Origin of the sequence: Halomonas sp. ML-15 (assembly GCF_014779595.1) — a bacterium.
Taxonomy (GTDB): Bacteria; Pseudomonadota; Gammaproteobacteria; order Pseudomonadales; family Halomonadaceae; genus Franzmannia.
In genome coordinates this window covers 127,998-148,673 of the sequence record NZ_JACXZT010000003.1, presented here as the reverse complement: position 1 = coordinate 148,673, position 20,676 = coordinate 127,998, and the positions used below count along the sequence as shown (strand labels likewise).

The window sequence follows — 20,676 nt, the reverse complement described above, 5'->3', positions numbered from 1 at the left end:
GCCAGAAACCCCGCTGGAGTAATTCCAGCGGGGCTGATTTTTGCGCTCATTGCTCCAGTTACCCGTCACTGAGCAGCATGGCGCTGGGCGCTTGCAGCTGGGCGCTATATCAAGCGTCGTCCTGCTGCTTGGCGGCAGCGTCCTTGACCAGCGTCTCAAGCTCTCCGTTCTGATGCATCTCGACCACGATATCGCAGCCGCCGACCAGCTCACCGTTGACCCACAGCTGTGGAAAGGTGGGCCAGTTGGCGACCTTGGGCAGCTCGGCGCGAATATCGGGATTGTCGAGCACGTTGACAAAGGCGAAGCGCTCGCCACAGGCCATCAGCGCCTGCACGGTCTGCGCGGAGAAGCCGCACTGCGGCAGCTGGGGAGTCCCCTTCATGTAGATGAGGATAGGGTTTTCGCTGATCTGCTGCTGGATGTTCTCTACGGTAGTGCTCATGAGCAATCCTATTCGGTTGGCTTGGCGTTAGGCCCATTCTACTGATCAGCGCGCATTGAAAACACCCCTGCAAGGATCAGCGCCTGCAGGCGCATTGCGCTGCAGCGGGGGGATGGCTAGGATGTTTGTTTTTTCTCGCGGAGCGACATCATGGCGACTCGCCATTTCCTGACCCTGCTGGATCTCTCAAGCGACGAACTCAGCTACCTGATTCGGCGCGCGATCACTATCAAGAACGGCCTCAAGACCCACGGCCCGACCTATACGCCGTTCTCCAACCGCACCCTGGCGATGATCTTCGAGAAATCCTCGACCCGCACCCGCGTCTCCTTCGAGACGGCGATGGCCCAGTTTGGCGGCCATGCGCTGTTTCTCTCCTCGCGCGATACGCAGCTTGGACGCGGCGAGCCCGTCGAGGACACCGCGCGGGTGCTATCGGAAATGGTCGATGCGGTCATGATTCGCACCTTCTCCCATCAGGGCCTGGAAGCATTCGCTGCTGCCAGTACCGTCCCGGTGATCAACGCTCTCACCGACGACTACCATCCTTGCCAGCTACTCGCCGACGTCATGACCTGGACGGAGCTGCGCGGCTATGTACGCGGCAAGACCGCCGTATGGATCGGCGACGGCAACAACATGTGCCACTCATGGATCAACGCTGCCCGCCAGTTCGACTTCCAGCTGCGGGTGTGCTGCCCCGAGGGCTACGAACCGCGCCAGGATATTCTTGACGCCGCCGGCGACCGGGTCGTTGTTCTGCACGACCCTCAACAGGCGGCCGAGAATGCCGACCTGATTACCACCGATGTGTGGGCGTCGATGGGCCAGGAAGAGGAGCAGGCCAAGCGTGAGGCCGACTTTGCCGGCTTCCAGGTTACCGAGGCGCTACTCGATCGTGCCGCCAAGGATGTGCTGTTCCTGCACTGCCTGCCGGCTCACCGCGGCGAAGAGATCAGTGAAACGCTGCTCGACGACCCGCGCGCGCCGGTCTGGCAGGAGGCCGGCAATCGCCTTCACGCCCAGAAGGCCCTGCTTGAATTCCTGCTGCTCGGTCGCATCGAGAGCTGAATCCCTCGGCAGCAGGGTATGACGGCCCTGCTGAATTGGACTGAGCATGACGAATGTTGCAGCCTGTTGTTCACAGCATGAAAAAGCCGCCTGTCGGATGACGACAAGCGGCTGATTCAGGTAATATTTTTGGTGGAGCCTAGCGGGATCGAACCGCTGACCTCAACACTGCCAGTGTTGCGCTCTCCCAGCTGAGCTAAGGCCCCACGTGATGATACCGGCATGTTCGACCATAGCATCATCATGGTCCTGCTGGATGCCCTTGACGCACACCCCTCCGACAAGACGAAGCGTATGATATACAACGGGTTTGGTGTCGTCAAGAGCTGCTTGCCTGCGGCTTGCCATCGCGAGTTACGGTAGCACCATCGTCAGTAACGATAACACTCTGGATCAGAGAATTAATTAAAGCTAAGCTTGGGCCTTGCTGGGCGACCTGGTAAGCCTGGGTACTACTAGTTTGCTGTGGCTGGTGAATCGTTTCGTTTGATTCCGGCCCACTCCGATAAGAACGGGAGCTGAATTGATCAAGGTCCTCGTCGCAGACGATCACCATCTGGTGCGCACCAGCATTGCACGGCTACTCGACGGAGAAGATGGCATCGCCGTAGTGGGCGAAGCCATCGACGGCGAGGAAGCCATCAGCATGGCCCGCCAGCTGCGCCCCGACATCGTGCTAATGGATATCCGCATGCCGGGGATCGGCGGCCTCGAGGCCACGCGCAAGATCGCCAAGGGCATGGCCGACATCCGCGTGCTCGTGCTGACCGCGTTTCTCGAAGAAACCTTCGCTCAGCGGCTGCTCGATGCCGGTGCCAGCGGCTTCATCAGCAAGGGGGCCGAGCTTGACGATATGGTACTGGCAATCCGCAATATCTTCTCCGGCCAGCGCTATATCAGCCCGGAGATTGCCCAGCGCCTGGTGCTCACCAAGATGGAGTCCAGCGAGAACCCCTTCGACAACCTCTCCCACCGCGAGCTGCAGGTGGCGATGATGATCGTCAACTGCCAGAAGGTCAGCGAGATATCCGACCGGCTCTATCTCAGCCCCAAGACGGTCAATACCTATCGCTACCGCATCTTCGAGAAGCTCGGCGTACATTCTGACGTCGAACTGACCCATCTCGGCCTCAGGCATGGTCTGATCGACGGCTATCGCAGCAGCGAGCAGGCCTGAGCAGGGGCCGGCAATCTGTTATGCTGGCCGCAGTAACGGCCAGTGATTCGCCATGAGTTTTGATTCCAAGCACTTCCTCGCCTCGGTCAGCGCCGCGCCCGGCGTCTATCGCATGCTCGACGCCCAGGGCAACACCCTCTATGTCGGCAAGGCCAAACGCCTCAAGGCACGTCTGGCCAGCTATTTCCGTGGCACCCTGAATGCCAAGACCCAGGCATTGGTCGGCCGGATTGCCGACATTCAGGTCACCATCACCCGCACCGAGACCGAGGCGCTGCTGCTCGAGCAGACCCTGATCAAGGAGCAGCGTCCGCCATACAATATTCTGCTCCGCGACGACAAGTCCTACCCCTTCGTGTTCGTCAGCGATCGCCACCCCTATCCGGCATTGGAGTACAAGCGAGCCCGGGCACGCCGCGACGACGGCCGCTACCTGGGCCCCTACCCCAGCAGCGGCGCGGTGCGCGAGAGCCTGTCGCTGATGCAGAAGATCTTTCGCATCCGCAACTGCGAGGACAGCGTCTTCTCTCATCGCACACGCCCCTGCCTGCAGTACCAGATCCAGCGCTGCAGCGCGCCCTGTGTCGATTACATCAGTGAAGAGGACTACCGCCGCGACCTCGAGCACGCGATCATGTGCCTGGAAGGCAAGAGCGAGCAGGTCACCGATGAACTGACCACCGCCATGGAGCGTGCCAGCCAGGCACTGGCCTTCGAGGAAGCCGCCCGTTTACGCGACCAGGTCCAGCATCTGCGCCAGCTACAGGCCCGCCAGTTCGTGGATACAGAGGGCGGCGACGCCGACATCATCGCCCTCGCCGAGCGCCCCGGCGCGCTGTGCGTATCGGTGCTCAGCGTACGCCAGGGCCGCATGCTGGGCGCCAGCCACCACGCGCCCAGCAACGGCCTCGACCTAGGTGCCGAAGCCCTGCTCGGCGATTTCGTCAGCCAGCTCTACCTGGGCCAGAGCCGTGATGTACCCGGCGAGGTAATCACTACCCATCCGCTACCCGACAGCGCTCTACTGCAGGATGCCCTCTCCGCCCACGCCGGCAAGCGCGTGCGGCTGACCCACCAGGTGCGTGGCCACCGCGCCCAGTGGCTGCAGCTGGCGCGCACCAACGCCGAACAGCAGCTAGCCAGCCAGCTCGCCAACCAGCAGCAGTTGGCCAAGCGCTTCACCGCACTGCGCGACGCCCTGGAGATGACCGACACCCCCCAGCGGCTGGAGTGCTTCGATATCAGCCACAGCCACGGCGAAGCCACCGTGGCCTCCTGCGTGGTCTTCGACCACCAGGGCCCCGTCAAGTCAGATTACCGTCGCTTCAATATCGACGGCGTGGCGGCCGGCGACGACTACGCCGCCATGCGCCAGGCACTGATGCGGCGCTTCAAGCGCCTTCAGGATGGTGAAGGCAAGCGCCCCGACGTATTGGTGGTAGACGGCGGCAAGGGCCAGCTGAACATGGCCCGCGAGGTGTTCCGCGAGCTCGGCATTGCGGATATTCGCCTGCTCGGAGTGGCCAAGGGCACCACCCGCAAGGCTGGCCTCGAGACACTTTTCATCGAAACCGTGGAGCACAGCCTGGCCCTGGACGGCGCCTCGCCAGCGCTGCATCTGATTCAACACATCCGTGACGAGTCGCACCGCTTTGCCATCACCGGCCACCGCACACGACGCGACAAGGCCCGCCGCACATCGACACTGCAGGACATTCCAGGCGTCGGCCCCAAGCGTCGACGCGAGCTGCTGCGCTATTTCGGCGGCCTGCAAGGCGTACGCAAGGCCAGTCGTCAGGATCTGGCCAAAGTACCCGGGATCAGCGACAGCCTGGCCGGGGCCATTCATCAGGCCCTACATGGCTGAGTGCATGGATGAATGCTGCCAAGACCGCTAAGATAGGTCCTTCCGTCCACCCGCCAGGACCCGCGACGCACCAATGAATATACCTAATATCCTGACACTAGCGCGTATCGCCTTCATTCCGCTGCTGGTGATGGTGTTCTACCTGCCCTTCAGCTGGAGCATGCCGCTGGCCGCTGGGCTGTTTGCCATTGCGTCGATCACCGACTGGCTGGACGGCTACCTGGCGCGACGCTGGGACCAGAGCACTCCGTTCGGCGCCTTCCTCGACCCGGTTGCCGACAAGCTGATGGTCGCGGTGGCACTGGCGCTACTGATCGAACGCTATGACGCGATATGGCTGACCCTGCCGGCGCTGGTCATCATTGGTCGCGAGATCGTGATCTCAGCGCTGCGCGAGTGGATGGCGGAGATGGGCAAACGCGGCACGGTGGCGGTCTCCTGGATAGGCAAGTACAAGACGACCCTGCAAATGGTGTCGATATTCATCCTGCTGGGCTTCTCGCCCGGCTCGCTGATCGCCAATCTCGGCGTGCTCACGCTGTTCGTCGCCGCCGCTCTGACGCTGTGGTCCATGGTCCAGTACCTGCGCGCCGCCTGGCCCCACCTGAGCCGCGCAATGTAAGCCTGCGCCGTCGTCAGTTACGGTCCAAGTGGCAATAAGCGATTGACAAGCGGCCGGTTATCCGTAAAATACGCACTCGAGTCAGGCGGGAATAGCTCAGTGGTAGAGCACAACCTTGCCAAGGTTGGGGTCGCGAGTTCGAATCTCGTTTCCCGCTCCATGATTCAACATGGGATAAGTTAGAAGCGAGCAATGTCGCGAGCCGGTGCGCCGGTCCGATAGCAACTCGTTTCCCGCTCCATGATTCGTCAGGAACAAGCGTTCTACTCCTGACATATGAGGCTGGATGGCAGAGTGGTTATGCAGCGGACTGCAACTCCGTGTACGCCGGTTCGATTCCGACTCCAGCCTCCATTTCTTCTGCACCGTCACACCCTCGCTCAAACTCCCGCCCGGATGGCGAAATTGGTAGACGCAAGAGACTTAAAATCTCTCGGTGGTAACACCGTGCCGGTTCAAGTCCGGCTCCGGGCACCAATGCCTAGCTACACCCCGCTTTGCCTTACTCGCCCAACGCCTTATGCTGCACCGACACGCGCGTGTGATGCTGCCTGATATCTGGCCTGCGGCAACGCGCTCGACAAGGAAGCTCCATGAGTGACGTATTGATCATCGGCGGCGGTGTGGCCGGCCTGACTCTGGCACTTAGCGTGGCCGAGCAGCGCCAGGTGGTGGTACTGCGTCCACGCCATGACCATCAGGGTGCCAGTCAATGGGCCCAGGGCGGCATTGCCGCGGTGCTCTCACCCCAAGATGATATCGACGCCCACGTTGCCGACACCCTGGCCGCCGGCGACGGCCTGTGCGACCCGGCAGCGGTACGCTTTACCGTGACCCAAGGCCCGGCCGCCATCGAATGGCTGCTCAGCCTGGGCATGCCGTTCACACCGGACACCGACCCCGACGCACTCTACCCCTATCACCTGACCCGCGAGGGCGGCCACGGTGCCCGCCGCGTCATTCACGCCGACGACGCCACCGGCCGCGCGCTTATCGACACCCTGCTGGCCCGGGCCGCCGGGCACCCATCGATTACCCTGCGCGACGACCTCACCGCCGTGCACCTGGCCAGCGACCGTCATGGCAACTGCCGCGGCGCCCACTGCCTGACCGCCAGCGGCGAGCCGCTGACGCTGCTGGCCCGGGATACGGTGCTCGCCAGCGGCGGCGCCAGCGGACTCTATCAGCACACCACCAGCCCTCAACCGGCCTGCGGCGAGGGCATGCTGATGGCGGCCGAGCTGGGCGCCGAGCTGATGAACCTGGAGTTCCAGCAGTTTCATCCCACCTGCCTGTATGACCCGGCGGGCACCCCCTTCCTGATCAGCGAAGCGCTGCGCGGAGAAGGTGGCGTGCTGAAGAATCTTGCCGGCCAGCGCTTCATGCCGGCCATCGACCCGCGCGGCGAACTTGCGCCAAGAGACATCGTCGCCCGCGCCATCGATGCCGAGATGCAGCGCGAAGCAGGCCATCACGTATGGCTGGACATCAGTCATCTTGATGCCGCCGATATTCGCCGCCAGTTCCCCACCATCCATGCCCACTGCCTCGCCTGCGGCATCGACATCACCCAGGCGCCGATCCCCGTGGTCCCTGCCGCCCACTACAGCTGCGGCGGCATCGCCACCGACCTCCACGGCGCCAGCAGTGTGCCTCACCTGTACGCCATCGGCGAGAGCGCCTGCACCGGCCTGCACGGCGCCAATCGCATGGCCAGCAATTCGCTGCTCGAGTGCCTGGTGTTTGCCCGCGCTGCCGCTCTGCACCTGCTCGGCAGTGCCACAACGAGTGAGTCAGGCGCGGTAGAGAAAGGTGAATGGACAGCGCAAGCATCGGCCAAGCGCTGCCCCGACTGGGTTGCCACGCGCTTCGCGACGCTGCGTCAGATCATGAGCCGCCAGGTAGGCATCGTGCGCAGTGATGTCGGACTCGCCAGTGCCGCAGAAGCGCTTGCCGAGCTCGAACGAGGGGTGCGCGACGAAGCCCGCCAATATGCCCACGACATAAGCCTGGCGCGCCTCCAGCATGCCTTGCGGCTGGCCCGCCTCAGCGTGATGGCGGCGCGCCAGCGGCGCGAATCCCGGGGCCTGCACTTCAACCGCGACTGCCCAGAGCAGACCTCTCAGGCGGCCGCCTCACGGCTACGGCTCGGTGACCTACCGCCAGCCTAGCCAGTCAGCGTGCCAGCGGCCCGCTCGGCCAGCAGACGGTGGCGAAGCTCGCGGCGCGCATCAGGCGCGGCGCTGTCGGGCCATAGCCACACCTGGCGCCCTGCTAGCCGTAGCCCGATCAACCAGGGCCCGAGGTACACCAACCCCAGCCGCACAGTGCGCCACTCTTCGACAGAGCCCCTCTCTGCTATCTGCCAACTCCCACCCTCGGCGACGGCATGGCGTAGCGACCAGGGCTGCTGCCGGTGCCACCAGTGAGCGGTAATCGCCACCAAGCCCAGTAGCGCCGCAACGCCCAGCCACAGTGGCCCCACCCACATCAACATTCCGCTCACCGCCAGCGCCAGGCTGAGGTGGGCGGCCAATGCCAGCCTAGAGGGTGCGATACTGATCGTTACCGGTGGTTTCGGCATAGTCGACGATCATCTGCACAACACGCCGCCGTGATGGTTCAGCGGGCCACTCTCGACGCATCAGCCACACGAACAGGTCTTGATCCTCCTCGGTAATGAGCGCCTCATAAGCAGCCTGATCAGCGGCATCGAGGCTGTCGTAGCGGTGCTCGAGGAACGGGATCAGCAGCAGGTCCAGCTCCCACATGCCGCGCCGGGAGTGCCAGTACAGGCGCTTGCGGTTGATCTCTTCGGCAGACACTTGTTCGCTCAAGGGAAACCTCGAAACTCGCGGTGGATGTGGCCGCAGTATACCCGAGCCGCCGCGATGGGCACACGCCAGCGTCGGACAGGCGCAATGAGTTAGCGAATGATCACAGTCTAGTGCGTTGTTTTATCACGGTTTGCGCAGTATGCTGAGGACAAACAACAAAGCCGGATATGGCGTAGACCGCATTGGAGACAAGCAATGACCAAGTCCGAACTCATCGAACAGATAGCAATGCGGCAGCCCGAGCTGTCGATCAAGGAGGTCGAAGCGGCCGTACGGCTGATTCTCGACGATATCACCGATGCACTGGCCGACGGTGGGCGCGTGGAGATTCGTGGCTTCGGCAGCTTTTCGTTGCACTACCGCGAACCGCGCGTAGGCCGCAATCCCAAGACCGGCGATCCAGTCGAACTGGATGGCAAGTTCGTGCCACACTTCAAGCCTGGCAAGGAACTGCGTGAGCAGGTCAACGCCAGTCGTGCCCTCGGCTACTGACCCACGGCTCCGGCTTTATTGAACGACTGAAGGAATCCATCACCATGCGTTGGCTCAAAGGCGTGATCCTGGCAACCATCCTGCTGGCCGTATTGCTGATCGGTATTCTGTTTGCCGTCAACAACCAGCAGTCCATGCCGCTCAACCTGATCTGGCTGGAACTGCCGGCAGCATCGCTCTCGGTGTGGCTGCTTGGCGCGCTGGCCTGCGGGGTACTGCTCGGCATGCTGGCGATGAGCGGCGTCTACCTGCGCCTGCGTACCCTGCTGACTCGCGCCCAGCGCCACAATCAGCAGCAGCGCAAGGAACTCGATCGTCTGCGCGTCCAGGAGCTCAAGGAACTGCCCTAAATGCTCGACCCCATGCTGCTGGCACTGGTGTTGGCAGCGGTCGCCATCGGCTGGTGGCTGGGCCGCCGCCAACGCCCTCCTAACGACGCCTCGCCGCAGCCGTCACTGACGCGCGACTATTTTCTGGGCCTCAACTACCTCCTCAACGAGCAGCCCGACCGTGCCATCGAGACCTTCGTTGCCGCCCTCGAGGTCAACAGCGACACCATCGAGACACATATTGCCCTGGGCAACCTATTCCGCTCCCGCGGCGAAGCCGACCGTGCCGTCAAAATCCACCAGAACCTGCTGGCACGCCCCACCCTGACCGCCCATCAGAGCGATAGCGTACAGCTCGAGCTGGCCCGTGACTTCTTCCACCTGGGACTCCTCGATCGCGCCGAAAAGCTGCTGCAGGGCTTGATCCACGACGCCCACCTCGATGAGGTACGACGTCACGCCAAGCGCCTGCTGGCCGACCTGCTGGAACGTGAAAAGGAGTGGCAAGCGGCACTCGATGTGGCGCAGCCGCTGATTCGCGAGGATCAGGGCCTGCGCCGGGCCGCCGCGCACTGGCTGTGCGAACTGGCTCAGCAGGAGTTGGACTCGGCAAGTCCGTCACTCGCCCGCAAGCGGCTCAAGCAGGCGCTTAAAACCGATGCCGCCTGCGTCCGCGCCACCTGGATGCTGTCACGCATGGAGCACGATACGGGCCACTACAAGGCCGAGATCAAGCTGCTGATGCGGATTCCCGAACAGGATCCGGACTTCACCGCCCTGATACTGCCCCCGCTGCGTGACGCCTATCTGCGTCGCGAAGACCACGCTGGCCTGGAACAGGCCCTCCACACGCTGGTCGACGCGACCCGCTCGACCAGCGCCATCATCATGCTCGCCGAGTGCCTGCAGCAGCGCGAAGGCAACCAGGCCGCCGCCGATTTCGTCAGCCAACAACTGAGCCAGGCGCCCAATCTGCGCGGCATCGATTATCTGGTCGATCTTTACCACCACCAGCCCGGTCTCGCCGAGAGCCAGCCGATGGCACTGCTCAAGCAGCACACCCAGTCGCTGCTCGATGCCAGCCCCCACTATCGCTGCCAGCGCTGCGGTTTCGATGGCCGCCAGCTACACTGGCAGTGCCCCAGTTGCCGCAGCTGGGGCAGCACGCGGCCGATTACCGGCTTGCACGGCGAGTAATCGAGGTCAACGCCCTGCGAGCTCCGCCTCAATAGCGGCTAACGCCGCCATCGGTTCCTCGGCCTGGGTCACCGGCCTGCCCACTACCAGATGCGTACTGCCGGCCGCCATGGCCGCCGCCGGCGTCATCACCCGACGCTGGTCGCCAGCCGCGGCGCTGGCCGGGCGAATGCCCGGTGTAACCTTGAGGAAATCCTCACCGCACAGTGTCCGCAGCCGTTCGGCCTCCTGCGCCGAGCAGACCACGCCATCCAGGCCGCTATCGCGAGTCAACTGCGCCAAGCGCTCGACATGCTCGGCAGGACTGTCCGTAATCCCCACTTCGACAAGGTCGGCGGCGGCCATGCTGGTCAGCACTGTCACCGCGATCAAGCGCGTCTCCAACCGCCCCGCCTTGAGCCGCTCCCGCGCCGCCTCCATCATCCGCCGCCCGCCACCGGCATGGACATTGACCATCCATACGCCCTGCTGGGCAGCGGCCTCTACGGCGCCAGCCACGGTGTTGGGAATATCATGAAACTTGAGGTCCAGGAATACGTCGAAGCCGCGCCCGTGCAGCGCGTCCAGCACCGCAGGACCGCTACGGGTGAACAGCTCCTTGCCCACCTTGACCCGACAGCGCCTCGGATCTAGGCGGTCGGCCATGCACAGGGCAGCATCGAGAGAGGCGTAGTCGAGGGCAATGATCAAGGGAGAGGAAATCGACATGCGCGAGGAGGGCTCCGTACAGGCTGAAGGCTAGGATCTAGGCTTACGTACAGAACCTAGTATATCAGCCCAGTGCCGCCCATCGCGTGTAAGCCATATCTTTCATGACTTGCTATATAAGTCTTACACGAAATGGCGATATATCTCACACCCCATACCGCTCGCCTCTGCCTAAGGTTAATAGGCACGCAGGGCAATGACAGTGACTCCGCCCGGCGGCATCCTCCCCAAAAACTGGATAGAAGGAGAAGATCATGCAAGGACTCTTCAAGGGACTCGCACTCAGCCTGCTGCTGCTGTTCGCTGTGCCCAGCCTGGCCCAGGAGATGGCCCCCATCGACGTCAACACCGCCGACGCGGAACTGCTGCAGGAGTTGCCGGGCATAGGGGAAACCCGCGCCCAGGCGATCATCGAGGAGCGTGAAACCAATGGCCCCTTCGAGAACGCCGAGGACATGGGCCGAGTCAGCGGCATCGGTGCCACTACCATAGACGGCTTCCGCGATCAGGTAAGCTTCTGAGCGCCCCTTGCGGATACCGACATTAATAATTTGCGTGTCCGGCCTTGGAGCTCAACGATCCCTCCCACTCTACTGAGCTCACCGGGTGGTCCTTCTGGACCGCCCGGCTTCTTGATCGAACCCCATCGATCAGATGCGCAGACCACCGTCGCACTCGATCACTCGCCCGGTGAAGTAGGCATTATCGAAGATGAACGCCACGCTCTCGGCGATATCCGCCGGCTGCCCGAGGCTGCCGAGCGGAATGCCCTTGGCGATCTTCTCGAGCACCTCGGGACGGATGGCGCTGGTCATCTCGGTCTCGATAAACCCCGGTGCCACCGCGCCAACGCGAATACCGTGACGTGCCAGCTCCTTGGCCCAGGTCACGGTCAGTGACGCAACCCCGGCCTTGGCCGCCGAGTAGTTGCTCTGTCCCATGTTACCGGCGCGGGAAATGCTCGAGATGTTGACGATCACCCCGCCCTGGCCAGCCTCGACCATCTGGCTGGCCGCCTCGCGCCCGCACAGGAACACCCCGGTCAGGTTGACGTCGATCACCTGACGCCACTGTTCGAGGGACATGCTGCTCTCCACCTTGCCATCCCGCGCCTTGATCAGCAGGCCATCACGGGTGATACCAGCATTGTTGACCAGTCCAGTGACCGGTCCCAGCTTCGCAGCGATATCGGCAAACGCTTGACGCACTGACGTTTCGTCGGCGACGTCGACGACGAAACCAGTCGCTTGAACGCCCTGATCCAGTAGACTGTTAGCGGCGTTATCCAGCCCCTCTCGCTCGAGATCGAGCAGGGCAATTTTTGCCCCCTTGCGCCCCAATACCGCGGCCATGGCCAAACCCAGCCCGCGCGCGCCACCGGTAATCGCCACCACCGAATCGTTCCACTGCATAATGGATATCTCCTTTCGGGGCCAGCACACCTGACCCTCTCGCTAGATGCGTACCGCCATGTGACATGCAAGGTATCAGGCGGCCGACGCTTATTGTGCATCGCAACATAAATCACCCTAGCACGAGTCGTTCGCTTCGCCCAGCCAACCATCGGCGAAGACTTGACGTGACCGCTGACATCTCTCTGCTATCGGCCAACAGCGTGGCGACTTGAAAAGTCCTGTACCACCTCCATATCAAGGGCAAACGACACCGGGAGCCACCATGCCCTTCCTGTTACTCTTTACTCTCTTCGCCCTGCTCGACTTCGTCATCCTGTTCACGGTGGGCAGCCAAATCGGGCTGCTCACCACTCTGCTGCTGGTACTGGCCACCGGGTTCATCGGGCTGCACCTGGTGAGGCGTCAGGGCGTTGCCACCCTGCAACGCGCCCAGCAGCGTTTCGCCAATGGCGAGCTGCCTTCCGGCGAACTGATTACCGGCGCCGCCCTGATCTTCGGCGGCGCCCTGCTGATGGCCCCGGGGTTCGTCTCCGATGCGTTGGGGTTCATGTGCCTGATCCCCGGGACCCGCCAGCTGCTCGGGCGAGGCTTTGCCCTGCTCGGTGTCAAGGCGCGCGGCTTTAGCGTCCATCGGCAGCCCGGCCCGGGGGCCGATGACTGGCATCGGAGCGCTGGCCAGGGGCCCGACGACTGGCAGCCACGCGACAGGGGGGCCGCCGGCAACGACCAGGGGCCCATCGAGGGCGATTTCATCAGCCGCGACGACTCACGCCGCTGAGTCGCTGAAAAACGGAAAAATTTTTTCCCGGCGGCCTTGAAAGGCTTCCTCCAGCCCCCACTGTTGGGGCTAGTAGACAAGCTTCGGTTGCCGAGGTGACCTCGGCACCAATGACATGAAGGCAACCGCCTTCCCGGAAGTCCGCTTCCGGAGCTGTTATGGACCCGTCGTGTACTATCACGACACAGCAAACCATCAGGAGAACGTGAGCAATGAACATCCGTCCCTTGCACGATCGCGTCGTCGTCCGTCGCGTCGAAGAAGAACAGAAAACTGCTGGCGGCATCGTGCTCCCGGGCAATGCCCAGGAAAAGCCGACTCGTGGCGAAGTCCTCGCCGTCGGTAACGGCCGGATTCTCGACAACGGCGAAGTGCGTCCGCTGGACGTCAAGGTCGGCGATACGGTGATCTTCAAGGATGGCTTTGGCGTCGAGAAGCAGAAGATCGACGGCGAAGAAGTCCTGATCATGAGCGAGTCCGACATTCTCGCCGTGGTCGAAGGTTAAACCCTTACCCGTTACTGCACTGCGCTAGATTCACGAACCCAGATTAGGAAGCATTAACAATGTCAGCGAAACAGATCAAATTCTCCGATGATGCCCGCAAGCGCATGGCGCGAGGCGTTGACGTCCTGGCCAATGCCGTCAAGGCGACCCTGGGCCCCAAGGGCCGCAATGTGGTAATCGAGAAGTCTTTCGGTGCGCCGACCGTGACCAAGGACGGTGTGTCCGTGGCCAAGGAGATCGAGCTCAAGGACCGGTTCGAGAACATGGGCGCCCAGATGGTCAAGGAAGTCGCTTCCAAGACCTCTGACGTGGCCGGCGACGGTACCACTACCGCCACCGTACTGGCGCAGTCCATCGTCAACGAGGGCATGAAGGGCGTTACCGCCGGCATGAACCCGATGGATCTCAAACGCGGCATCGACCAGGCGGTGATCGCAGCGGTCAAGGAGATCGAAGCCCTCGCCGTACCCTGCACCGACGCCAAGGCCATCGCCCAGGTCGGCACCATCTCTGCCAACGGCGACTCGCGCATCGGCGAGATCATTGCCGATGCCATGGAGAAAGTCGGCAAGGAAGGCGTGATCACCGTCGATGAAGGTCGCGGCTTCGAAGACGAGCTGGAAGTCGTTGAAGGCATGCAGTTCGACCGTGGCTATCTGTCGCCCTACTTCGTGACCAACCAGGACACCATGGCGGTGGAACTGGAAGATCCGTACCTGCTGCTGGTCGACAAGAAGATCTCCAATATCCGCGAACTGCTGCCAGTGCTGGAAGCCGTCGCCAAGGCCGGCAAGCCGCTGGCTATCATCGCCGAAGACATCGAAGGCGAAGCGCTGGCCACCCTGGTGGTCAACACCATGCGCGGCATCGTCAAGGTCGCAGCCGCCAAGGCGCCGGGCTTCGGTGACCGTCGCAAGGCCATGCTGCAGGACATCGCGATCCTGACCAACGGCACCGTGATCTCCGAGGAAGTGGGCCTGACCCTCGAGCAGGCTACCCTGGACCACCTGGGCAGCGCCAAGCGCATCACCATGTCCAAGGAAAACACCACCATCATCGATGGTTCCGGCAACGAAGGTGATATCGAAGCGCGCGTCGGTCAGATTCGCGCCCAGATCGAAGACACCTCGTCCGACTACGATCGCGAGAAGCTCCAGGAGCGCGTCGCCAAGCTGGCTGGCGGTGTCGCCGTGATCCGCGTTGGTGCTGCGACCGAGATCGAAATGAAGGAGAAGAAGGCCCGCGTCGAAGACGCCCTGCACTCTACCCGTGCAGCGGTCGAGGAAGGCGTGGTGCCTGGCGGCGGTACTGCCCTGGTACGCGTGCTGACCCGGATCAAGGATCTCAAGGGTGATAACGAGGACCAGACCCACGGCATCGCCATCGCACTGCGTGCCATGGAAGCTCCGCTGCGTCAGATCGTGACCAACGCCGGCCAGGAAGCCTCCGTGATTCTCAACAAGGTCAAGGACGGCGAAGGCAACTACGGCTACAACGCCCAGACCGGCGAATACGGCGACCTGTTCGAGATGGGTGTGCTGGATCCGGCCAAGGTAACCCGCTCTGCGCTGCAGTCAGCCGGTTCCGTGGCAGGTCTGATGATCACCACCGAAGCCATGATCGCCGACGATCCGGACGAGAAAGAGGCCGGTGGCGCCCCGGATATGGGCGGCATGGGTGGCATGGGCGGCATGATGTAAATCAGCCCACTGCCCCAGGCATAAGCCTGAGACAGACCCCGCCGGTGATACACCGGCGGGGTTTTTTGTTTTTAGCGCCGAGCGCCGAGCTGCAAGCGCCAAGCTGCAAGCGCCCAGCAGCTCGGCGCTCGGCGCTCGGCGCTCGGCGCTGTAAGATACCGCCATATCCTCTGCCCGCAACTGAATCTCCGCCATGCTCTCCAATATCCGCATCATCCTCGTCCAGACCTTCCATCCCGGCAATATCGGCCAGGCAGCCCGCGCCATGAAGACCATGGGGCTGAGCGACCTGGTGCTGGTGCGACCGCGCTGCTACCCCGACGCCGAAGCATCGAGGCTGGCCGCCGGTGCCGAGGATGTCCTCGACGGGGCACGAGTGGTCGACGAGCTGAGCGACGCGCTTGGCGACTGCGTGCAGGTCGTCGGCGCCAGCGCACGGCTGCGCAGCCTGCCGCTGCCCCACTACGATGAACCCGACGCCATGGCCGAGGCGGTCATTGCCAATGCCCAGCAAGCCCCGGTAGCACTTGTCTTCGGCCGCGAGCGCTCGGGGCTGACCAACGACGAGATTCGGCTCTGCAGCCATCAGGTCAGCATCCCGGCCAATCCCGACTATGGCATCCTCAATCTCTCCCAGGCGGTCCAGGTGCTCGCCTACGAAGTCCACCGCGCCTGGCGCCGCCAGCCAACCAGCGACTACCGCTACCAGCGTCCCGCCCACGCCGAACCGCCGACCCGCGAGCAGCTCGGCTATTTTCAAACGCACCTGTCGCGGGTCATGGCCACCAGCGGCTTTCTGACCCAACCCCATGCCAACACCGAGCAGCTGCTGCAGGCGCTGTTTGCCCGTGCCCAGCCCTCGCGCCGCGAGCTCTCGCTGCTGCGTGGCCTGCTCAGCGCAGTAGAGCAGCATTTTCCCGAGAACGTGATTAATGACAAGGAAAGGTCACGCAATCGTGACTAGACTGTCATCTCACCAGTCTATAACGGATTGGGCAGGCGCAACGGACACTGCTTCTACCTCGTCAAGGATGCGACGGCGCAGGGAGCGCCAACAGGACATGGCTTCGGCCATAGCACCCGGAAGGTGCCCAGGGAGGAAGGAATACGCCATGAAGCGTCGGGCTTCATGGCGTTTTCTTTTGTGCGGCGGCTGGCCTATTGAACGGCTGTCAGCCAGCCGTCGTAGCCCATCAACTCACCTCGAGTGAGCCGTCGGTAGAGCGCCTGTAGTCGCGCCGTGACACTCTCCGGAGCGATCTCCTCGAGCGCCAGACCAGCATCGGCGCCGCGTGCTCCGATACGCCTACCATCCAACTCGCGCAGCGGCAGGATCTCGGCGGCGGTGCCGGTGAGAAAGGCTTCGTCGGCGGTATACAGCTCGTCGCGGGTAATTCGCCGCTCGTGCACCTCAAGCCCCAGCTCGCGGCGCGCCAGCTGGATCACGCTATCGCGGGTGATGCCCTGCAGGCAGGAGGTGACCTCCGGTGTATGCAGCACCCCGTCGCGCAGCAGGAAGACATTGGCCGCCGAGGCTTCGGCGACGTAGCCCTCCGGGTCAAGCATGATGGTTTCATCAAACCCCGCCTTGACCGCGGTATTCAGCGCCAGGATCGAGTTGACGTAGTGGCCGTTGGTCTTGGCGCGACACAGGCTGATATTGACGTGATGACGCGCCCAGGAGGAGGTCAGCGCCCGCAGACCGACGCGCGCGGCACGCGGATCGAGATAGTCGCCCAGGTCCCAGGCGGCGATCATGACATGGGTGGTCAAGCCCTTGGCACGCAGCCCCATGCCCTCGGCGCCAAAGAACACCGTCGGCTTCAGGTAGGCATTGGTCAGTTCGTTGCGCGCTACGCACTCGCGCTGCGCCTCGATCAGTGCCGCGGGATCCCAGGCCAGCGGCATATCCAGCGCGTGGGCGCTATCCACCAGCCGCCGGGTGTGCTCGGCGGCCCGGAACAGCTGGGTGCCGCCCCTGCCTGCGTAGGCGCGCACGCCCTCGAAGCAGCCCATGCCGTAGTGCAGAGTGTGCGTCAGCAGATGGGTGGTAGCGTCGCGCCAGGCCAGCCACTCGCCGTCCTGCCATATCCATCCATCACGATCGTAGAGAGGCGTCATGGGACACATCCTTGTCAAATCAGAAGGCCATCAGCCAAAGCGACCGGGGCGGAACGCCTCCATCGCCAGCACCGGTTTGTCGCCGTCGATCAACTGGGCGATCAACTGGGCACTGGCTGCTGAAAGCGTCCAGCCGAAAGTGCCATGGCCGGTGTTGAGAAACAGGTTGTTGCGCTTACCTTCGCCAATCACCGGTGGCCCGTCCGGGGTCATGGGACGAAATCCGGTCCACGGCTCGGCGGCATCGAGATCGGCGGCTCCCGCGAAGCGCGACGCCAGTGCCTCACGCAGCGTCGCCAGCCGTGCCGCAGGGATCTGGCGATTGTGCTCAGCCAGCTCGACGAAACCCGTGACTCGCAAGCGCTCGCCGAGGCGCGTGACTACCACCTTGTAGCGGTCATCGATCACCGTCGACCGGGGCGCCCGAGCCGCATCGCGCAGCGGCATGGTCAGCGAATAGCCCTTGACCGGATAGATCGGCAGTCGGGCGCCGAACAGCTCCCCCAGCCGCTGCGAGGCGGTGCCGGCACACAGCACGAAGGCGTCCGCGGCCAACGGCTCACGTGCTTCACCGTCGGCGGCGGCCAGCGTCAGCGCCCGCAGGTGCCCCCCCTGGTCGCGCTCGGCGCCGGTCACCAGGGTATCGAACAGGAAATCTACCCCGCGGGCCTTACAGGCAGCCGCCAGCGCCTGGGTGAAGCGGTAGCAGTCGCCGGTGCCATCGCCGGGCAGCCAGATGCCCCCCACCAGCGGCTGGCTGCCAGCCAGGGCCGGCTCATGCTCGGCGACCTCGGCCGCTGTCAGCAATCGATGCTCGATGTTCATATCGCCGAGCAGCCCGGCGTTGACCTGCAGCGCCTTGAGCGACTCGACATCACTGGCCAGCTCGATCAGGCCGCCGTGGCCACCATCGAAGGTCAGCGTCACATCATTCTCCAGCGCCTCGAAACATTGCCGGCTGTAGGCGCCGAGGCGCAGCATGGCACGCTTGTTGGCCTCGAACAGGCCGGGTGTCTGGGCAAAGCGCCAGGTCGCCGCCAGAAAGCGCAGGGTGTCTCGGGAGGGGGGCAGCTGCAGCTTGAGCGGGCCATCGCGCTTGACCAGCCACGGCACGGCCTTCTTGAGCATCGCCGGCGATGCCCAGGGGTAGACATAGCCGTAGCTGCGCTGGCCGGCGTTGGCGCAGCTGGTCTCGAGCCCAGCGGCGGAGTGTCGCTCCACCACCGTCACGCGGTGACCGCGCTGCTGCAAGGCATGCGCCGTGGTCACCCCCACCACGCCGGCTCCGATCACCGCAATATCCACGTCAGCTCTCCCCACCCTGGCGATTGTTATCGAGCGTTATCACGCGCCTTGTCCTGGCCCAGCCTACTGCGTCATGACCCGACGCCGCCAATCGTCGATCAGCGCCTGCTGATGCGGCTGCAGCGCCTGGTAGCCCCAAGCCGCGATCTCGTCGCTCTGGGGGTCGGGCACGCCGATCCTGCTGCCGGCCAGGGTCTGGATCACGGCATGGCCGCACAGCGGCACATAGCCTTCCGAGTAGCCACCTTCGTGCGCCATCACCAGACGCCCCTCGCAGACCCGCGCTGCTACCGCCATGACCTGTTGCGTCATCGCAGCAAAGGCCGCGCTGTTTAGCAGCATCTTGCCAAGCGGGTCCTTGGCGCAGGCGTCATAGCCGCAGGCCACCACGATCAGCTCGGGGTCAAAGGCCTCGAGGGCCGGCACCACCAGTTCGCGCATGGCATAGTCGTAGGCGCCGATACCGCAACCTGGCGGCAGCGGCAGGTTGAGATTGGTCCCCAGACCTGCCCCTGCGCCGCGTTCGTCGACGCTACCGCTCTCGAGGGGATAGTTGGCGGCCTGGTGCAGCGAAATGGTCAGCACCTCGGGGTCGTCGTAGAAGGCGACCTGCTGGCCGTTGCCATGGTGTACATCCCAATCGAGGATCGCCACTCGGCCCAGCCGCCCCTGCGCCCGGGCGCGCATTATCGCCACCGGAATATTGCCGAGCAGACAGAAGCCCCGCCCCCGGTCCGGCTCAGCGTGGTGCCCCGGAGGACGGCATAGCGCATAGGCATTGGTCAGCTCACCGCTGACCACTGCATCCACCGCGGCGATGGCCAAACCCACCGAGTGGCGGGCCGCGGACAGGCTGCCGGGCATATAGGGCGCGGCCTCACCGGCGTCGCCGCCGCGTGCCGTGTCACCACTCTCGAGGGCGTCGAGATAGTGCGCGGTGTGAAAGTACTCCAGGTCCCGGCGGCTCGCCGGGGGCGGTTTGACCACCACCAGCTCATCGATCAGTCCCGACACCTCCAGCAGATTCTTCAACCGCCGCTTGCTCTCGGGACTTTCCGAGGCAGGCTGCGGCTGCAGAAACTCACCCGGCGCAGAAAACACCCCGACCGCGCCCGGGTCGTGCCAGAAACAGCGCTCGTGCCAGAAGAACCCGGTGGGCTGTGTCATGCCCGCCCCTCGATCTGCTCCCATACTTCGATGGCCGCCGCCAGATCCTCGAGCGACGCCCCCACCGACTTGAACAGGGTGATGGCCTGATCGCTGCTGCGTCCGGGCTTCTCACCGCGCAGCAGCTCGGCAAGCTCGGCACGGATGGCCTCGAACCGAAAGGCCCCCTCGTCGATGGCCTGCAGGATGTCGCCCGCCTCGCCCTGGGCCCCGGCATAGGTGTCGACGAACACCTCGCTGCGTGAGAAGCACTCGGCGTCGGTCTCGCGCATGCTGGGTCGAAAGGCGCCGATCAGGTCGAGATGGGTGCCCGGCGAGAGCCAGGCGCCACGGATCAGCGCCTCGCTGGACAGCGTCACACAGCTGACGATATCCGCCTCCCGGGTGGCCGCCTCGAGGTCCTCCACCGCGGTGGTTTCGAAACGCTCGGCGTACTCCGCCGCCAGCCGCTCGGCCTTCTCCAGGCTACGCCCCCAGATGCGCACTCGCTTGATCGGTCGCACCGCCGCATGCGCCTCGATCACCATCGGCGCCAGCTTGCCGGTGCCGACCACCAGTAGCGTCTCCGCATCGTCGCGGGCCAACTCCCGGGCGGCCAGCGCCGAAGCCGCCGCGGTGCGCCGACGGGTCAACTCGCTGCCGTCGAGGCACGCCAGGGGGCGCCCGTGGGCGCCCTCGCTGAGCAGATAGACCCCGGCGATGGCGGGCAGGCCATGATCGGCGTTCTGGGGAAAGACGTTGACCATCTTGACCCCGATATAGCCGGCCGCTTCCCAGGCCGGCATCAGCAGCAGGGTGGCCTCACCGTCAGGCCGCTGCATGGCGTGGTGATGACGCGGCGGCGATTCCACGCCGTCACGAAAGGTCCGCGCCAGCCGATCCACCAGCGCCTGCCACGGCAGCGACGCCGCCACCTCCTGGGCCGAGACGACACGCATG

Annotated in this window: 21 protein-coding genes, 4 tRNA genes and 1 pseudogene; 16 read left to right on the top strand and 10 right to left on the bottom strand. The window is 63.9% G+C overall.

The genetic code is table 11. From position 1 onward, the window contains the following. Window positions 1-109: 109 nt before the first annotated feature. On the bottom strand, window positions 110-445 hold the full coding sequence (grxD, locus tag IEI94_RS04370; protein ID WP_191165942.1) for a Grx4 family monothiol glutaredoxin: 336 nt from the start codon (window positions 443-445) through the stop codon (window positions 110-112). 150 nt (window positions 446-595) lie between these two features. Here grxD and argF point away from each other — a divergent pair, with 150 nt between their 5' ends. Beyond that, complete coding sequence (argF, locus tag IEI94_RS04365) at window positions 596-1,516, top strand: ornithine carbamoyltransferase (RefSeq protein ID WP_191165940.1); 921 nt, start codon at window positions 596-598, stop codon at window positions 1,514-1,516. A 130-nt stretch (window positions 1,517-1,646) separates the two neighbouring features. Here argF and IEI94_RS04360 read toward each other — a convergent pair. Then, window positions 1,647-1,722 (bottom strand) — tRNA-Ala (locus IEI94_RS04360). 317 nt (window positions 1,723-2,039) lie between these two features. Here IEI94_RS04360 and uvrY point away from each other — a divergent pair. The 7 genes from uvrY to nadB all read left to right on the top strand — a co-directional run bounded on the left by uvrY (window position 2,040) and on the right by nadB (window position 7,353). Continuing rightward, on the top strand, window positions 2,040-2,693 hold the full coding sequence (gene uvrY, locus IEI94_RS04355; RefSeq protein ID WP_191165938.1) for a UvrY/SirA/GacA family response regulator transcription factor: 654 nt from the start codon (window positions 2,040-2,042) through the stop codon (window positions 2,691-2,693). Between the two features lie 52 nt (window positions 2,694-2,745). Continuing rightward, window positions 2,746-4,560, top strand: a complete 1,815-nt coding sequence (uvrC, locus tag IEI94_RS04350) for an excinuclease ABC subunit UvrC (RefSeq protein WP_191165936.1) — start codon at window positions 2,746-2,748, stop codon at window positions 4,558-4,560. A gap of 73 nt (window positions 4,561-4,633) precedes the next feature. After that, complete coding sequence (gene pgsA / locus IEI94_RS04345) at window positions 4,634-5,182, top strand: CDP-diacylglycerol--glycerol-3-phosphate 3-phosphatidyltransferase (protein ID WP_191165934.1); 549 nt, start codon at window positions 4,634-4,636, stop codon at window positions 5,180-5,182. An 85-nt stretch (window positions 5,183-5,267) separates the two neighbouring features. After that, window positions 5,268-5,342 (top strand) — tRNA-Gly (locus tag IEI94_RS04340). 120 nt (window positions 5,343-5,462) lie between these two features. Continuing rightward, window positions 5,463-5,536 (top strand) — tRNA-Cys (locus IEI94_RS04335). A gap of 36 nt (window positions 5,537-5,572) precedes the next feature. After that, window positions 5,573-5,659, top strand: a tRNA-Leu gene (locus tag IEI94_RS04330). 116 nt (window positions 5,660-5,775) lie between these two features. Beyond that, a complete protein-coding gene (gene nadB, locus IEI94_RS04325) occupies window positions 5,776-7,353 on the top strand; it encodes an L-aspartate oxidase (protein ID WP_191165932.1) in 1,578 nt (525 codons plus the stop codon). Here nadB and IEI94_RS04320 read toward each other — a convergent pair. Both IEI94_RS04320 and IEI94_RS04315 read right to left on the bottom strand, forming a co-directional pair. Continuing rightward, on the bottom strand, window positions 7,350-7,766 hold the full coding sequence (locus IEI94_RS04320) for a hypothetical protein (protein WP_191165930.1): 417 nt from the start codon (window positions 7,764-7,766) through the stop codon (window positions 7,350-7,352). The two genes, nadB and IEI94_RS04320, sit on opposite strands and share 4 nt — an antisense overlap. Continuing rightward, complete coding sequence (locus IEI94_RS04315; protein ID WP_191165929.1) at window positions 7,726-8,019, bottom strand: succinate dehydrogenase assembly factor 2; 294 nt, start codon at window positions 8,017-8,019, stop codon at window positions 7,726-7,728. Before IEI94_RS04315 ends, IEI94_RS04320 begins: the two co-directional genes overlap by 41 nt. A gap of 156 nt (window positions 8,020-8,175) precedes the next feature. Between IEI94_RS04315 and IEI94_RS04310 the strand changes: the two are divergent. The 3 genes and pseudogenes from IEI94_RS04310 to lapB all read left to right on the top strand — a co-directional run. Further along, window positions 8,176-8,511 (top strand): annotated as a pseudogene (locus tag IEI94_RS04310) (integration host factor subunit beta); the annotation flags it as partial. 44 nt (window positions 8,512-8,555) lie between these two features. Beyond that, window positions 8,556-8,861, top strand: coding sequence for a lipopolysaccharide assembly LapA domain-containing protein (locus IEI94_RS04305; protein WP_191165927.1), 306 nt, complete (start codon window positions 8,556-8,558; stop codon window positions 8,859-8,861). Continuing rightward, a complete protein-coding gene (gene lapB / locus IEI94_RS04300) occupies window positions 8,862-10,037 on the top strand; it encodes a lipopolysaccharide assembly protein LapB (protein WP_191165925.1) in 1,176 nt (391 codons plus the stop codon). A 6-nt stretch (window positions 10,038-10,043) separates the two neighbouring features. On the opposite strand, the gene pyrF is transcribed toward lapB, so the two are convergent. Beyond that, window positions 10,044-10,745: an orotidine-5'-phosphate decarboxylase gene (gene pyrF / locus IEI94_RS04295; protein ID WP_191165923.1), complete on the bottom strand. Its 702-nt coding sequence runs from the start codon at window positions 10,743-10,745 to the stop codon at window positions 10,044-10,046. 254 nt (window positions 10,746-10,999) lie between these two features. On the opposite strand from pyrF, the gene IEI94_RS04290 reads away from it, so the two are divergent. Beyond that, a complete protein-coding gene (locus IEI94_RS04290) occupies window positions 11,000-11,266 on the top strand; it encodes a ComEA family DNA-binding protein (RefSeq protein ID WP_191165921.1) in 267 nt (88 codons plus the stop codon). Between the two features lie 129 nt (window positions 11,267-11,395). On the opposite strand, the gene IEI94_RS04285 is transcribed toward IEI94_RS04290, so the two are convergent. Then, a complete protein-coding gene (locus IEI94_RS04285) occupies window positions 11,396-12,157 on the bottom strand; it encodes an SDR family oxidoreductase (RefSeq protein WP_191165920.1) in 762 nt (253 codons plus the stop codon). Between the two features lie 265 nt (window positions 12,158-12,422). On the opposite strand from IEI94_RS04285, the gene IEI94_RS04280 reads away from it, so the two are divergent. From IEI94_RS04280 to IEI94_RS04265, 4 genes are all read left to right on the top strand, one after another. Beyond that, complete coding sequence (locus tag IEI94_RS04280) at window positions 12,423-12,938, top strand: FxsA family protein (protein ID WP_191165918.1); 516 nt, start codon at window positions 12,423-12,425, stop codon at window positions 12,936-12,938. 212 nt (window positions 12,939-13,150) lie between these two features. Next, window positions 13,151-13,444, top strand: a complete 294-nt coding sequence (locus tag IEI94_RS04275) for a co-chaperone GroES (protein ID WP_076748271.1) — start codon at window positions 13,151-13,153, stop codon at window positions 13,442-13,444. 59 nt (window positions 13,445-13,503) lie between these two features. Continuing rightward, window positions 13,504-15,144, top strand: a complete 1,641-nt coding sequence (gene groL, locus IEI94_RS04270) for a chaperonin GroEL (protein ID WP_191165916.1) — start codon at window positions 13,504-13,506, stop codon at window positions 15,142-15,144. Window positions 15,145-15,337: 193 nt separating this feature from the next. Then, complete coding sequence (locus IEI94_RS04265; RefSeq protein WP_191165914.1) at window positions 15,338-16,108, top strand: RNA methyltransferase; 771 nt, start codon at window positions 15,338-15,340, stop codon at window positions 16,106-16,108. Between the two features lie 194 nt (window positions 16,109-16,302). On the opposite strand, the gene IEI94_RS04260 is transcribed toward IEI94_RS04265, so the two are convergent. From IEI94_RS04260 to IEI94_RS04245, 4 genes are all read right to left on the bottom strand, one after another. Further along, entirely contained in the window at window positions 16,303-17,265 is a 963-nt protein-coding gene (locus tag IEI94_RS04260) for a branched-chain amino acid transaminase (protein ID WP_191165912.1), read from the bottom strand. Between the two features lie 30 nt (window positions 17,266-17,295). Then, entirely contained in the window at window positions 17,296-18,570 is a 1,275-nt protein-coding gene (locus tag IEI94_RS04255) for a D-amino acid dehydrogenase (protein WP_191165910.1), read from the bottom strand. A gap of 63 nt (window positions 18,571-18,633) precedes the next feature. Next, entirely contained in the window at window positions 18,634-19,737 is a 1,104-nt protein-coding gene (locus tag IEI94_RS04250; protein ID WP_191165909.1) for a class II histone deacetylase, read from the bottom strand. Continuing rightward, window positions 19,734-20,675, bottom strand: a complete 942-nt coding sequence (locus IEI94_RS04245; RefSeq protein WP_191165907.1) for an ornithine cyclodeaminase family protein — start codon at window positions 20,673-20,675, stop codon at window positions 19,734-19,736. Before IEI94_RS04245 ends, IEI94_RS04250 begins: the two co-directional genes overlap by 4 nt. Window position 20,676 lies beyond the last annotated feature (1 nt).